At 44.2% G+C, this 13,827-nt stretch carries 14 protein-coding genes; 8 read left to right on the top strand and 6 right to left on the bottom strand.

The features are described from left to right. Nucleotides 1-57: 57 nt before the first annotated feature. Entirely contained in the window at nt 58-336 is a 279-nt protein-coding gene (locus tag PCC7418_RS14395) for a DUF6439 family protein (protein WP_015226917.1), read from the bottom strand. Nucleotides 337-381: 45 nt separating this feature from the next. Between PCC7418_RS14395 and PCC7418_RS14390 the strand changes: the two genes are divergently transcribed. Continuing rightward, nucleotides 382-702 carry a hypothetical protein gene (locus PCC7418_RS14390; RefSeq protein WP_015226916.1) on the top strand — a complete coding sequence of 107 codons (321 nt, stop codon included), beginning with the start codon at nt 382-384 and terminating at the stop codon, nt 700-702. 40 nt (nt 703-742) lie between these two features. Here the strand turns inward: PCC7418_RS14390 and PCC7418_RS14385 are convergent, their stop codons facing one another. Further along, the gene (locus PCC7418_RS14385; protein WP_015226915.1) at nt 743-973 is read right to left on the bottom strand and encodes a hypothetical protein; all 231 of its coding nucleotides are present in this window, start codon (nt 971-973) and stop codon (nt 743-745) included. A 14-nt stretch (nt 974-987) separates the two neighbouring features. Further along, a complete protein-coding gene (locus PCC7418_RS14380; protein ID WP_015226914.1) occupies nt 988-1,995 on the bottom strand; it encodes a hypothetical protein in 1,008 nt (335 codons plus the stop codon). A gap of 100 nt (nt 1,996-2,095) precedes the next feature. Between PCC7418_RS14380 and PCC7418_RS14375 the strand changes: the two genes are divergently transcribed. From PCC7418_RS14375 to PCC7418_RS14365, 3 genes are all read left to right on the top strand, one after another. Next, nucleotides 2,096-2,305 carry a DUF350 domain-containing protein gene (locus tag PCC7418_RS14375; RefSeq protein ID WP_015226913.1) on the top strand — a complete coding sequence of 70 codons (210 nt, stop codon included), beginning with the start codon at nt 2,096-2,098 and terminating at the stop codon, nt 2,303-2,305. Between the two features lie 109 nt (nt 2,306-2,414). Further along, a complete protein-coding gene (locus PCC7418_RS14370; RefSeq protein WP_015226912.1) occupies nt 2,415-3,464 on the top strand; it encodes a D-alanine--D-alanine ligase family protein in 1,050 nt (349 codons plus the stop codon). 45 nt (nt 3,465-3,509) lie between these two features. Beyond that, nucleotides 3,510-4,541, top strand: coding sequence for a J domain-containing protein (locus PCC7418_RS14365; RefSeq protein WP_015226911.1), 1,032 nt, complete (start codon nt 3,510-3,512; stop codon nt 4,539-4,541). Nucleotides 4,542-4,620: 79 nt separating this feature from the next. On the opposite strand, the gene PCC7418_RS14360 is transcribed toward PCC7418_RS14365, so the two are convergent. From PCC7418_RS14360 to PCC7418_RS14350, 3 genes are all read right to left on the bottom strand, one after another. Then, nucleotides 4,621-5,217 carry a chromophore lyase CpcT/CpeT gene (locus PCC7418_RS14360; RefSeq protein ID WP_015226910.1) on the bottom strand — a complete coding sequence of 199 codons (597 nt, stop codon included), beginning with the start codon at nt 5,215-5,217 and terminating at the stop codon, nt 4,621-4,623. A 98-nt stretch (nt 5,218-5,315) separates the two neighbouring features. Next, complete coding sequence (gene gghA, locus PCC7418_RS14355; RefSeq protein WP_015226909.1) at nt 5,316-7,790, bottom strand: glucosylglycerol hydrolase; 2,475 nt, start codon at nt 7,788-7,790, stop codon at nt 5,316-5,318. A gap of 112 nt (nt 7,791-7,902) precedes the next feature. Beyond that, complete coding sequence (locus tag PCC7418_RS14350; RefSeq protein WP_015226908.1) at nt 7,903-8,928, bottom strand: ABC transporter permease; 1,026 nt, start codon at nt 8,926-8,928, stop codon at nt 7,903-7,905. Nucleotides 8,929-9,623: 695 nt separating this feature from the next. On the opposite strand from PCC7418_RS14350, the gene PCC7418_RS14345 reads away from it, so the two are divergent. From PCC7418_RS14345 to PCC7418_RS14330, 4 genes are all read left to right on the top strand, one after another. Next, nucleotides 9,624-10,859: an alpha/beta hydrolase gene (locus tag PCC7418_RS14345; RefSeq protein WP_041596277.1), complete on the top strand. Its 1,236-nt coding sequence runs from the start codon at nt 9,624-9,626 to the stop codon at nt 10,857-10,859. Between the two features lie 26 nt (nt 10,860-10,885). Further along, a complete protein-coding gene (locus PCC7418_RS14340) occupies nt 10,886-12,217 on the top strand; it encodes a C45 family peptidase (protein ID WP_015226906.1) in 1,332 nt (443 codons plus the stop codon). Between the two features lie 161 nt (nt 12,218-12,378). Continuing rightward, nucleotides 12,379-12,876 carry a hypothetical protein gene (locus tag PCC7418_RS14335; RefSeq protein ID WP_015226905.1) on the top strand — a complete coding sequence of 166 codons (498 nt, stop codon included), beginning with the start codon at nt 12,379-12,381 and terminating at the stop codon, nt 12,874-12,876. Nucleotides 12,877-12,975: 99 nt separating this feature from the next. Then, nucleotides 12,976-13,776 carry a hypothetical protein gene (locus PCC7418_RS14330; RefSeq protein WP_015226904.1) on the top strand — a complete coding sequence of 267 codons (801 nt, stop codon included), beginning with the start codon at nt 12,976-12,978 and terminating at the stop codon, nt 13,774-13,776. The last annotated feature ends 51 nt before the right edge of the window (nt 13,777-13,827 follow it).

Below are 13,827 nucleotides of genomic sequence, written 5' to 3'. Positions count from 1 at the left end.
AGGGGAATCAGGGGTAAATTTGATTCCCCTTCACCTGTCAAGCAAGTTTAACAGAAATTAATGTTTGCCGTGAGTGGGACAGGGGGGCGCGGAAATCGAGCGATCGAGCCAACCGACTGCTTGTTTGAGATGAGCTAACGCTTCTTCGGTTTGAGAAGATTGGAGATACACCAGTGCTGCGGTAATATGTTGATTGGCTTGGGCTTTGCGGTTGGCTTTGAGACGATGCCAATCATTGGGCGCGATCGCGCATTGATCTGCAAGCAGTTGCGCCAATTCTAAAGTCGTTTTTTCTGCTAAATCGTCAGTGGTCGCAGAGGGAGTCGTTTGTGGCATAGGATTTGGTTTCCCTTTCAGGAGTACAATGGCTAACGAGCCAACATGATCTATTCTAAAATGTCTCCTTCTGATTCTCAGCCTCCCCAAGATGACCAGCAATGGGAAAATCAATTGCAACAAGTCGAATCGGATCTAATTGATTTGCGACGACGGTATAGTAAATTGCAGCGCGATCGCGCCCAAAAAGAAGAATTAGAAGCCCAACTCAAACGCCTGCAATCAGAAATCGAGTCCTTAAACTATAATCTTGAAAGCCGTCTTGTCACATGGAAAGACCTCGCCGAGCCCTTTTGGCTTGCGGTTCGATTTGGGGGCTTAGGGATTATTATTGGCTGGATTTTAAAGTCCTACAATTGTCAGTGATCAGTGACCAGTTACCAAATCACGAATGACTGGAACGTCTTTACTTTCCCGCACTGGGACCCCCACCGCGAAACCCGCCATAATCAGATCGAAGGCGGGTGGGTCGCCATGAATTGCCAAAATAGTAACCAGAGATCCCCGTACCATGACGAGGGAGATACATCGATTGAGACTCTTGACGCAAAGCAAGGGCTGAACGCTGAGTATAACCCGCAAAAATAGTGAGAACTGCAATTGACACCGCAGCAGCAGCAAAAATTTTAGGTAGCATCAGTAATGAATGATTTAATCCGCATCTACAGTAATAATTTTGACAGGTTTGTTGCCTGATTGAGTCTTGGCATTTTCAGTGACAATCAAAGTTGTTTCATCAACAGGTTGATCAGGGGTGACTTCCACATAAAAGCCATAAGATCCGCGTCGGGTGAAAACAAAATACTGTTCGAGTTTTCCCGTTGCGTCTTCAATTTCCCCATCATCGCGACGAAAATTGAGCTTGATCCGAGTTTGTTCACTATAAATTTGTTCTCCCGTCCCATCTTTTAACCATAAATTTACAGCTAGTGATTGAGGTGAGGTTTCATCAGACTTCACATTGACCGTCACTCGAATTAAAGAATTTTCTCCACCGACAATCGCCCGTTCTCCCACGTCACTATCCTTAATTGTTTTCCGAATTCTTACTTTCCCTGTCGTTGTTACAGACAAGCGGTTGAGAATCACCATAAACAAAACGCCAAAAAATCCGACCCAAAGATAGCGACCATCAATGACACCATTATCAACATCCACGCGAAAAGAAACGGGTTGATCGGTAATGACTTGTCCCCGAGTTTCGCCATATTCTAAAACCGCGACAGCAATTGTTATGTCTTCTCGCTTTTTCTCCGCCAAGCGAACATCTAACCCGCCTAACAAATCAGACTCTGACCAAGTTCCAGTTTCGCCATCTTCTCGCCAGACTCCAGACTCTTTCCAGGCTTCTTTAATCGCTGAAGCTAGAAGTTCATTTTGATCATCATACAGCCGAATTTCATAAACCACCCAATGATTGGTTGGGATGATCGCTTTCACATCTATTCGTAAAGCCCCAACGAGGCGACGTTCGATGGTAATGGGAGAAAGTTGGGTAGTTTCTTCAGGAAGAACTTTGACCATTTGGTTAGTCACTTGTTGAGGGAAAAATAAACTCCCAATCCCCGCAATCATCATTAATAGTAAGGCAAGGGAACTAATGTTAAGGCTATGATCGACAAAACGACTGCTGTTAGAAGATTGAACACTGACTGACATTTTTCTCGGGATAATTAAACGTGATCGAAAACAAAAATCATGAACTTTTAGCTCTCTCTCAGCATACAATTTTAGAGAAGGCTTGAGAGATTTCTTAATCATGATGTTAGTGTTACAAGCAGTTGTGGAAACCCTCGCTTGGGCTTTGTTTGGTGTCATTCTGCTTTATGGAGCAGTGTATTTATTTGATACAATTACGCCCACCGACTATCGGGGAGAAATTCGACGGGGAAACGTTGCAGCAGCGATTTTTGTGGGAGCATTTATTCTTTCTGTGACTGCAATTATTGTTGCTGTGATTGTCACTTAAAATCAGTTAACTTTTAGCAAGGAAAAGAAGAGTTTTTTTCTCAGTTCCACTAAATTCTGTGGAGTGTGGTAGGCTATGAGATTAAAATTAATGAACAAACTAGCAAGATATGAGTAAGTTACGGGTTGGATTATTATTTGGCGGATGTTCTGGAGAACATGAGGTATCGATTCGTTCTGCAAGCGCGATCGCGCAAGCCCTACAAATGGAAGAGAACAGCCACAAATATGAAGTCATTCCCGTATATATTCAAGAAAATGGCATCTGGAAAGCTGGCGAACTGGCTGATCAGGTTTTAAAACAACAGACTCCCTCCGCACTACAAGCCTCTGGGGAAAGATGGGATTTACCCGCCGTCGCCAGTACCATTGATGTTTGGTTTCCGATTTTACATGGCCCCAATGGCGAAGATGGAACGGTTCAAGGCTTGTTAAAGTTAATGCAAGTGCCTTTTGTGGGTAGTGGTGTCCTTGGTTCGGCTGTAGGAATGGATAAGTTAGCCATGAAAACTGCTTTTGCTCAAGCAGGACTGCCCCAAGTTAAGTATAAAGGGATTCAGCGCGATAAAGTTTGGTCGAGTCCTTGTGTTTTTCCCAAACTTTGCGACGAAATTGAGGAAGAAATTGATTATCCTTGTTTTGTCAAGCCTGCTAATTTAGGATCATCGGTCGGGATTTCTAAAGCCAAAACGCGATCGGAATTAGAAACCGCCCTCGATGAAGCAGCCAACTATGATCGTCGGATTATTGTTGAACAAGGAATTGTCGCCAGAGAGGTAGAATGTGCCATTTTAGGGAATGAATATCCCCAAGCCTCAGTTATTGGTGAGATTAGCTACACTACCGATTTTTATGACTATGAAACCAAATATACTGAAGGCAAAGCTGAACTTTATATTCCTGCGCCTCTCCCTGACAAAATTTTTAAAGCAGTGCAAGAATTAGCCAAACAAGCCTTTACTGCGGTTGATGCTGCTGGTTTAGCCCGTGTGGATGTGTTTTATGAAGAAAGTACAGGTCAAGTTTATGTCAATGAAATTAATACGCTTCCTGGGTTTACTGTAACCAGTATGTATCCTCGCTTATGGGAAGCAACAGGGATTCCTTTTCCGCAACTGGTGGATCGGTTAATTCAATTAGGGTTACACCACCATCAGTAAGAATAAATATGGCAAAATAATAGGCAAACGCCAGCCCATTTAGCCATGAGTCGATCGCGCAAATCTAAGTCCTCTCAACCCAAAAGCCAGTCTCTCGCTCTTTCTGAAGTTCACGACCAAATTGCAGCCCTCAAAAAAGACCAGCAATGGTTTCTGAAGCAAATTAAACGCAAGCGCACTGAGTTAAAAAACTTAGTGAATCAAATGCAAGAAATTGCTCAAGAAATGTTTCAGAGAAGTCGTCCGATTATGGAAAAAATGATGGAGCGCGATCGCGAAATTCATCAACTCTTTCAAGAAATTTTCACCAAAAGAAAGTTCGGTAAAAAAAGCCGAAAGAAAATCCAAAGCGTCTATGAATCTTTGCAAAGCGATGGTCTAATTAGCTCACCAGGGGAAGACGACGAAACAAACCCATTTTCAGAGGAATTTGCTGAAGAATTTGCCCAAGCAAAAGAGGGCTTTCAAGAAGAAACTCAAGACTCAAATCAACCAAAAGAGATGAGCGATCCGCCAGCCAATCAACGTAAAATGCGAGATATCTTTTTGCGTCTCGCCAGTCGTTTTCACCCCGATAAAGTAACGGATAGCGAAACCCAAGAACAATACACAGCAATCATGCAAGAAGTGAATGAAGCCTACCAAACAGGGGACTTCGCTAAACTTCTCGAGATTGAAAGCAAACAACACGATCTCACTGAGTTTGCTGCGAATAACGATCAAGAAAGTAATGCAGAAAAGCAACGCTCAAAACTGATGCGGGAAAATGAGTTGTTAGCGCAACAATACGAAGAAATTAAACAAGAATTGCGCTACCTCCGACAAACCCCAGAAGGATCAGCCGTTACGGATTATCGCCGTGCAACCAAAGAAGGGGTTGATCCCATTGCTGATGTGGTTGCAGAAGGAGAAAAACAATTAGAATTTATGACAGAAATTCGAGATTTCGTGCGAGATTTTCGAGATCAAAAAATGACAATTCAAGACTTTATGAGAGGTCCCGATTTAGGCACAGCAATAACGGTTGAAGACTTAGAAGCCATTCTCGATGAAATGTTTGAGGTTGAATTTTATTAGAAATTTGTTCTTGGTTCTTTAGTAACTGGTCGCTGGTCACTGGGAGAAGTTCCATGGAACGTCTCTACATTGGTGACTTTTAAACCTTGGATACGACTTCATGGGCGAAACTTTCCCAACGCACAAACTCAAACGCACCCGCAACCGATCCCCAAACGCGCTCATCCGTTTCTGGGTCTCGTCCGCGATCTAAACTTGTAAACTGATTGGCATCAATTTCAAACGTGCTATCTAAATAGGTCTCTTGTCCTTTACGCACTACTTTACAAGCCTTTCCTGGTTCAACTTCCCCCTGAAAACTATTCCCCGTCCAATTGACAACCATATTGCAACCTGGCAGTCTTTCCAGATTATCGCTAGTTAGTTCTTGCAATCGTTGTGGATCTCGACTTGCCCCTGGAAAGGCGCTGGGATCTTTTAAAACATAATTTTCAATTTCGATATGATCATCAACGACTAATAATTTCAGAACGCGCATCCGATAAGGGTTATTCAGCATATAGTCATAGGCTTGTTCTACAAACAAACTAATCCCTGAGAGTAATGCCACGGGGAGGGGGCGCATACAAACCCGAATGTGGGCAAAAAAAGGAGGATTCGCAAATGCTTGCTCTTGATTACTAAAGTCCGCAGCCATCCAGCGACCGAGAGTAACGATATCAGTAGCGTGAGACATAACACTATATGATTTTTGGCAACTGATATCAATTCTCTATCATCCTCCTTCCATTGTCCAGTTGTTTCTTTTCGCTTCTTCTGGTTCGCAAACATTGATCAAGTGGATTTTAGAAGCACTCCCTGAGAATCTTTCAACTCAAAGCAACTGAGATCAGCAATTTCTAATCCAGGGGACGCGATCGCGCAGTGCCATTCATTTACATCGAGTTGCAACCAGTCGCCAAGGGTCACGGTAATCGGTTCACCGCCCATGTGAGTAACCATAGCAATCTGTTCCTCAGGATGCTCAGGATTCGTTCGTAGCCCATAGAAGACGGTATGGGTTTCTTCGCTGACTTGATTAAAGCGATCCGTTCCAGGGACAAGATTCTCATGTAACCAGCGATGTTGGTCTCGAAATCGACGTAAAGCCAGATTAAAGGCAGTTTTTTCTGGATTGAGGTCTTTCCCATAATGCCCAACATTACAGACCTCATAACAATCTTCCATAAACATCAATGCAAACTGTTTCAACTTGGGAAGATCTAACTCCCGTAAAAACGCAACCATTCCTGGACGATTGAGACGCATTAACAAAGGAAACTCACAACGGTCTGTCTGATCTCCCAAACAGGAATGACAGGCTTCAATCACCGCATTGAGATCATAATCCCGTTCGATCATTGTTGTCTGCAGAGCTTTGCCAAACTCCCGCAGTTGTTCCAAGGTTTCAAACCCGAGGGACTTGAGACGGGAGAAAGACTGTTTTTGATTATAGATGTCTTCTGTGATTTGCCAGTCTAAAAAGCCCACTTCTTCGGAAACCACTTTCACCCCATACCGTTCATCGGTATTGCGGAAAAACATCCAAGGGGTGTGCATGAGAGAGTTAATAAAGTCCATGGGAATGCCGGGGCTAAAACCATACACCCAAAGATTTGTTGCAGGGTTATCGTAGGCATTTTTCAAGACTTCAGAAAGAGTATCGCCTAGATTCCAGTTGATCTTTTCTTCTGGATCAATTTGATTTCCTCGTCGCACTGTATCATGATTGGCACAGCCTGTAATCCAGCGATCACCTTGATACATCACCTCCGAAACTCGTCCCCATTTCCGTTCCCAAAATCCAGCTAAACTGGGGGTATTATGAGCGAAAATTAGAGGACCCCATTGATAAGATTCTGGTTTGAGTTCAATTAAGTCCCGATAGGTGGACGTTTCTTCCCATCCTTGGGCCGGCCAAGGACGACCATCTTCAAAGATGGTAAACATGAGACGTTTATTTTCGCCAATTTCCTGCACGACATCGCTCATTTCTAACAGGTAGGCATCATCTTGTTCGACTCGTCCTGTGAGAGGATTAAAGAAGCGAAAATCTTGTCCGCCATCAACCCGAATCCCATCTGCACCTGTATTGAGTTTCCGTCGTTGCATTTCTAGGAAAATCGCCCGCACTGTGGGAAGTTGATGATTTAAATCTTGCCCATACATATTGGGTCCTTTGAGGAATTGGCGATTAATGAGGAGTTCCGCTTGATTATCGGCATGACCATAAACCAAATCATAGATGATCTGAATCGGACCTGTTGCAAAATTATGGAGGGTTGCGACAAAATCAATCACTTCATCAGGGCGTAAACTGCCTAAAATCGCTGGATTGGTTGCACTTGAGCCTAAAATTGGCACATCATAACCCCAGTCTTGGGTGTTTGGTTTTTTGAGGTGAACTTTGACTTCATCCGTGAGAGGAATGCTAGTAGAGTCTGGATGTTCGGTTTCGTTGTCTTCAAAGTCAAAAAATTCGCTAATGGGACTGTAATCATCCCGATATTCAATGGTGGGTTCGATGGGAAGCAGTTGCACGGCATCATAGCCGATATAATTCTCTTCACGGGGAGTGAGGGGTTCTCCTTGAGCAAGTTTATCGGAAATGGTTTGATAAACGCGAGTTAAGCCTTCAAATGTCCCTTCCTCAGAAGCGGTTCCCACGTGCAGTTGCAGAATGTTTTGCGGGGCTGGTTGTCGAGGAAGATTTCCTTCTGCATCAAGTTGTGACCTTTGTTGGAAATAAGATAAATCGGTACGGTGTTGTTGTAACTGGTTGAAATCGTAAACTTCTGCTGGACCAAATACTCCAAAAGGGAGAGAATAGGCGAGGACATCGCGAACGGTTTGTAGTTCTTCGCGGGGATCAACGTAGCGTAACCAGTAGAGGCTTCCCAGTTGATGCCGTGTTCCAGGACGGATACCAGAATAAACGCCCCAGAAATATTCCCCTTCTTGTCGCATGGGCACGCGATCGCGCTTAAATTTGAGGGTTTGACTTTTGGCGCGTAAATCCACATCTGCTTCTGGGGTTAAGACTTCCAGATAAATGGCACGCGGGCGCATCACTTCACCAGTTAATTCGGGGGTCCAAAAGCCAATTTCAGTCAAGCCATCTTCGCGATAATGGGCCCCGAGACGACGCGCGATCGCTTCGGATTTTTCCAGATAGCTGAGTTCAGACTCTTCCAGCGCGATCGCCCAATCTAGGAGGTCTTGGGTTGGGTTTTCTTGTAACTGAATTGTTTGTTCTGTTTGTACAACCACGTTTAAGAATCAATAATTAACAATGAATAATGAATAAGGAATACCGATCTACTGATCGACAACATATTAGAAGATTGATTTTTCTATCTCCTACTATCCTTGGTTATAGTTATCAATAGCGAATGCGGGGATCAATGTAGGCGTTAATAATATCAATCAGAATACTGGCGAAAACAACGATCGCGCCAAAAAAGACCATAATCCCCTGTACTGTGGGATAATCCCGCAAGGAAATGGCCTCATACAACCGATTGCCTAACCCAGGCCAAGAAAAGGTCACTTCAGTTAAAACTGCCCCACTCAGTAACGCAGCAAAGGTTAAACCTAAGACAGTAATCACGGGAATCAAGGCATTGCGGAGGGCATGAGCCAATAAAATCCGTCTTTCTGATAAGCCTCTTGCCCTTGCTGCTTCCACATAATCGGCTTTCAGAGTTTGTTTGAGGTTAATGCGAACAATACGCTCAAAAATGCCACTGAGGAGTAAGCCAAGGGTAAAACTCGGTAACGCCAGATAATACAAGGCGGTGAAGAATTGTCCTAAGTTCCCTTGCAGGAGGCTATCAACCGTATAAAGTCCCGTTACATCAAAGGGAGTGGGTTCACTAATGGGAAAGCGGGTGCCTAAGGGAAACCAGCCTAACTGTACGGCAAAAACCAGTTGTAAGAGCATTCCCACCCAAAACAACGGGAGAGAATAGGTCACAACACCAAACAAGCGTCCCAGTGCATCAATCAGTGTCCCTGATTTGGCAGCAGCCACCATTCCCACCCCTAAACCAACTAACAGCGCGATCGTCATACTAAATAAAGACAGTTCCACGGTAGCGGGAAAATAATCCTGAATCACTTGCCAAACTGACAACCCGCGACTGGTGAGAGAATTACCCAAATCTAAGCGCAATAAATCCCCTAAATAATCTAAATATTGCCATAACAAGGGCTGGTTGAGTCCAAGCTGTTCTCGCAGTGCTTCTTTTGCTGCTTCTGGTGCTCTTGCACCTAAAATCGCATCAGCTGGATCACCTGGTGTGGCGCGTAAGAGCAGGAAGACAAGGGTGGTAATCGTCCACAACATGAGGGGGGCGAGAAGTAAACGGACGAAAATGTAATAACGAAGGGCTTTAGTACGAGACACAATGGCAAATCTCTAGAACTGACTACAGGTTAATTTAAGGAAAAAAGCCAAATCATGACCAGCGTTGGCTTGGTTTTTCAACTCACAGATATTTGTACCACATTGTTTCCTCCCTCAAACTGATCAGCCAAGTTTTCGGCTTGGAACTGCTTTCTCCCTTCATCACTACATGGATTAGACGAAGGGCTTCTGGCACTTTTCCGCAATCGGTTAAGGAGTCCAAGGTTTGAGAAACTTGAAAGAAAAAAGGGCGGATCAGGTTTAATTACAGTATAATTACGGATATAGCAAACTCATTAATCCTGATTATTTCTATAGCGTTTCCTAGTTGGTTGAGGTACGTAATGCGAGTCGGTGGATGTTCATGGTTCATGGTTCATGGTTCGTGGTTCATTGATTAACAACCAACAAATAACAAAGAACGAAGAACAAAGAACAAAGAACCAAAATTTAGAATGTACCTCATGAGATTGGGAAGTGCTATAGATTGGTTTTTGAACCAGACAGATCAGCGATCAGCTTGAGGTAAGGGTTTAACTTTTTTTCAAGGAAGAGGCAACGACGATCGCGCACTTCGCTCATGATCCATGGCAAATTTAAGTAAAAATATTGACTTCTCAGTCTGATCGGACAAATAAATCTCGCCTGTGACGAAAGCGTAATGATCCCAACTCGTTATGGTGAAAAGAGAAACAATGGAATCAGAAAATCAAGTTAGCACGAGTGGAAAACCCTTTCAGCGATTTTGGTTACTTGCCATTTGCGCGATCGGGAGTTTGAGCGGTTTGGGAATTGTCTTACCCGTTGTCGCTGCGGAAACCGTTATTTTGCGCCATCAAAGTCAGCGTGTTGCGATCCCCTTGAATGAGTTAAAAACGTTTGCGGAGTCGGGAGAAAGCAGTGAATCTTTAGCGATCTTCCTAGAACAAATTCCTCTGGAAAGTAGTCGGATTCGAGAGTTAATGAACCGAGAGATCTCGGATACAGGAAGACTTTTGGGTCCGAATGATTTGCAGTTTCTCGCAATTCAGTACAATAAACTCATTGGCGACCCCCTAGGTCGACCAATCATCGAACCCTTAGTGGAAGCCCTAGAAAAAACCTTTGCTGATGATCGTCGGATCACGACCCTTGAATTGCTCGAAACGTATGACAGGGATGAAGTCAGAGTGGATTTGCCAAGACTGGATCGCTCTGTTACAGAATATGAACGCTTTGTGGAGCGTATCGAACCCATTTTAGCAGTGACTGAGCTTCTCTTACACGAGTTAGTGTGTGAGTGTGAATTGCAAGGAGGAAACTTTCAAGAGCAAGAGATGGGTTATCCTCCCCAACTGGTTGCCTCGATCATCCCCGTTACCCCTGCTAGCGATTCTAGCCCTATGGCACAACGCCTGATTACACTTCCCCCCATTGATGGTGCAGAGAAAGTCACCTTTCAATATGGGGTCATTACCGTCAATTTTCGAGTAGATGACTTGACGACGTTTGCAGAAACGGGAGAATATCCGTCCGTTTGGAATACTTACTTCGGGATTGCTAACGTTTCCCCAGAAAATTTCCGCGCCCTCCTCCTCAAAGAAATTTCCGTTGATCCCATTGCACTACATAAACGCCTCAATTCCCTCCTCGGAGAATATCTTCTGTTTCAAGTTTCCCGTGTTGTACATGGAAAAGCAGGAAATTCCAACATTCAAGTGTTGCGCTCCTCGTTAATGCGATCTGCCTTGAGCAATAATCAATTGACATTCCTAGAATTTCTCCAAAACTTCCCGTTATCTGTCGTTGTCATTGAAGGGTTGAATTTAAAGCGGTTTGCCCGCAATGTCGGTCAACAAGGGGTAGTGGGAACGGTAACCACAGGGGTTGATGATTTGCTTTTAGAACTGCAATCAGAGGCTGCGGATGAGATTTGCGATTGCCCCGAATAGTACTGAATTTGGTGAAGTTACTGAAAATGAAACAACCACTCACTCCCCTTATTATCTCCCTCGCGATCGCGAGCCTTGTTCCTTTTCCGCAAGGAGAAGCCATTGCCCAAGATCCTGCAACAGAACTGCCTCAATTGGTAAACTGGCAACCGCCCCCAAACTGGGAACCCGTCCCCCCGCGTCGAGAAGAACGAGGCTCAATTACCATTATTTGGCTATCGGGTACGCCCTATGAAATGGGACTCCAACAGGCGGAACTGGTGGGGGAGGGGGTGGAAGCCATGGGACGAGAGACACTTAACACGCTAGACTTTTTCGGACGCGCCTTTGGTTTATCCCGCTTGGCGATTCGTCGCTCTTTTTCCCCGTTCGTGGAAGAATGCAGCGGTTTATCTGAGGGGACTAGCATGACCATGGAGGCTTGTATGATGCTTGCTTTTGGGGATGTTTATCAAGAAGTCTTTGGCACGTTGTTACCCCAGATTTTGTTTAACGATGGCTGTTCTAGCTTTATTGTGAGGGGAGAAGCCACGGCAGATGGTCAGCTTTATCATGCCCACACTTTAGATAGTTTTGCTGCTCTCGATCATTTGATTCAAAATCCCACGCTGGTCATCCGACAGCCGACTGGGGGGATTCCATCGGTTTCCGTGACCGCCCCAGGGTCAGTGGTTCCCACTCAAGCGATGAACGCTGCTGGGATTTCTATCGCCGTGAATTCGGCACACCCAGACGAGTTTGATGATTTGTCTTTGCAAGGCACGAGTAACGTACAAATGATGGGAGAAGTGATGTCACGGGCAACTTCTCTGGAAGAAGCAATTGCCATCTTTAACGCCCAGGAACGAATGCGGGCGAATATCATCGCGATCGCGGATGGTAATCAGGAACAAGGGGGAATACTGGAGTTGCTTGGCTTTGAAAGTACGTTGCGCCCTATTGATGAACAAGGGATTGTTTACGCCTCCAACCATTTTGTTGCTGAGGGATTTGCTGGACGGGATACTCCCAGCGATTCCAGTTACAGTCGTTTCAACCGTTATCAACAGCTTCTCGAACCAGATGGCAAAGATTCGGTTTACGGAACGCTTAATCCTGAGGGGGCGATTCAAGTGTTGCGCGATCGTGTCAACCCCGAAACTGGAGAAATCAGCCCACCCGATCTGTTTGACGACGATATCAGTATCGGGGGCAATGGTCCTTTGCGCCAGGTCGTTTTTGAGCCAAAAACTGGTTTATTTTGGGTGGCAAGTGGGGTTGAGACTCCCGTTCCCGAAGCCCCTTTTCTCTGTTTTTCTCTTTCTGAATTGCTCGGTTTTCCTAATGCAGTATCCTGCCCAGCACCAGAAATTAAATGAGAAATCGACAGTATCACCCGTTTCAAGGTGAAAAGTTAGCTAACTTCGTCATTAGGATTGCTTTTTGTTACTTAAGCATATACTTACGTAAAATAATGCTATGATTCAAAAAGGGATCGTTAGAACCTAATTAAAGTTTCTTGATCAGGAGATCAATCATAATGACTAAATTTCCTCTGATTTTATCTGTAGCTGCTCTTACCAGTCTGCCGATATTTATGTCAGTTAACAAAAACTTGTATGCCCAAGAGCCTACTGAGCCTCCAGAAGAAGAACTAATGGAAGCACCTGAGCTACCAGAAGCACCTGAGAATTGTACCTACTTACAGGAAGTTTCTACTCGGGAAATTGAAATTAGAAAAGTAGTTAGAACTGGTAACCAGAATACAGATTTTGTTGTCCCCTCAGGAAGCAATTTTACGTCCTATATCCCTCAACTGTTAGCAGAAAATAATGCCGAGTATAGAATACGAGTCTTTTTTAAGTTTAGCGATGGCAGCAGTGCCAGTGTTTTTCAGAACACTCTGGCGATGGAACGGTTCGAGCGAGTTGCTGACGAATTTCAGTCTCCTAGCGAAAGACAGCCCTTCCAAATCAACTTTAATGTTAACAGTGCTCGCAATAATGCCTATCGGGTTTCTGTCTTGGGTTGTGAGTAAAGTTCAAGGAACAATAGGTAATTAATGCAAGAGAATGAAATAAAAAATCTGGCAAGATAACGATGAAGTGGCTGGGATAAAAATTGGCAAGGATTCCCAATGAAATATTTTAAGTTAGCTAGCTTGAAGTCCATGGTAATGGTTGCCACAGTTGGGAGTCACTTTCTGATTAATTTAGAGGCTGCTTCAGCTAATAATGTACTCTTTGGCGAAGAAGCTACCGTAAGTGGCGATCAGAATATTGAAGAGTTTCCGATCATTCTTTTTCCAAAAAATAAGGAGAGCAAAAAGAGTGCAGAGGTTCCTATCTCAGCAAGAGAAGGGGTCAATTTATCAATTGAGATCTCAACTATTTTTGCTGAAGAGTGGGCGAGGCTAATTGCTTCAGATACTAATCACTCCTTTGATGATGATTGGAAAGATTGGCGATTAACACTTTGGGGAGGAATTTTAAGCTCAGCAGATCTCAGTGAAATTCTCTTATTTAAGATTGAGCTTGCTGACTCTTACCTGATTGGTTTAGCAGCTAACAAAGGGATTTTAGCCTTAAATAAACGAGTTTACTTAGAAGGAGAATTGCAAGCACTGAAGCATTTTGGCGATCAGAATCATTTAGAATTTACCCTTGGTATTGGTCTGCGTTGGCAGCTTGCCGAGCCAGTGAGCGTGGCTTTTTTTAACGGTTTCTCTCTAGCAACTGAAACCCCTCAAATAGAAAAAGAACGGGCTGATCAAACTAATCCATTACTCAACTATTTTGCCTTAGAAATAGAAGTCAGCGTCGCTGAAGATTGGGCACTGACAGGTCGCATTCATCACCGGAGTGGTGCATTTGGTCTCTTTAATGGCGTTAGGCGAGGCAGCAATGCCTACCTATTAGGGGTTAGTCATAGATTCTAGTTAGATATGACGCAAACAAAGTTGCCATTTTGGCATCCTTAATTTTGAAGT

This window comes from Halothece sp. PCC 7418 (assembly GCF_000317635.1).
Taxonomy (GTDB): domain Bacteria; phylum Cyanobacteriota; class Cyanobacteriia; order Cyanobacteriales; family Rubidibacteraceae; genus Halothece.
The sequence above is the reverse complement of the archived record's forward strand: the minus strand, read 5'-3'. Positions and strand labels throughout refer to the sequence as shown.

What these genes read in the sequence shown, in the direction of transcription:
- PCC7418_RS14375 (WP_015226913.1), top strand. Translation starts at nt 2,096, where the DNA reads ATGATGTTAGTGTTACAAGCAGTTGTGGAAACCCTCGCTTGGGCTTTG.
- PCC7418_RS14365 (WP_015226911.1), top strand. Translation starts at nt 3,510, where the DNA reads ATGAGTCGATCGCGCAAATCTAAGTCCTCTCAACCCAAAAGCCAGTCT.
- PCC7418_RS14370 (WP_015226912.1), top strand. Translation starts at nt 2,415, where the DNA reads ATGAGTAAGTTACGGGTTGGATTATTATTTGGCGGATGTTCTGGAGAA.
- PCC7418_RS14380 (WP_015226914.1), bottom strand. Translation starts at nt 1,995, where the DNA reads ATGTCAGTCAGTGTTCAATCTTCTAACAGCAGTCGTTTTGTCGATCAT.
- PCC7418_RS14335 (WP_015226905.1), top strand. Translation starts at nt 12,379, where the DNA reads ATGACTAAATTTCCTCTGATTTTATCTGTAGCTGCTCTTACCAGTCTG.
- PCC7418_RS14360 (WP_015226910.1), bottom strand. Translation starts at nt 5,217, where the DNA reads ATGTCTCACGCTACTGATATCGTTACTCTCGGTCGCTGGATGGCTGCG.
- PCC7418_RS14385 (WP_015226915.1), bottom strand. Translation starts at nt 973, where the DNA reads ATGCTACCTAAAATTTTTGCTGCTGCTGCGGTGTCAATTGCAGTTCTC.
- PCC7418_RS14340 (WP_015226906.1), top strand. Translation starts at nt 10,886, where the DNA reads ATGAAACAACCACTCACTCCCCTTATTATCTCCCTCGCGATCGCGAGC.
- PCC7418_RS14330 (WP_015226904.1), top strand. Translation starts at nt 12,976, where the DNA reads ATGAAATATTTTAAGTTAGCTAGCTTGAAGTCCATGGTAATGGTTGCC.
- PCC7418_RS14395 (WP_015226917.1), bottom strand. Translation starts at nt 336, where the DNA reads ATGCCACAAACGACTCCCTCTGCGACCACTGACGATTTAGCAGAAAAA.
- PCC7418_RS14390 (WP_015226916.1), top strand. Translation starts at nt 382, where the DNA reads ATGATCTATTCTAAAATGTCTCCTTCTGATTCTCAGCCTCCCCAAGAT.
- PCC7418_RS14345 (WP_041596277.1), top strand. Translation starts at nt 9,624, where the DNA reads ATGGAATCAGAAAATCAAGTTAGCACGAGTGGAAAACCCTTTCAGCGA.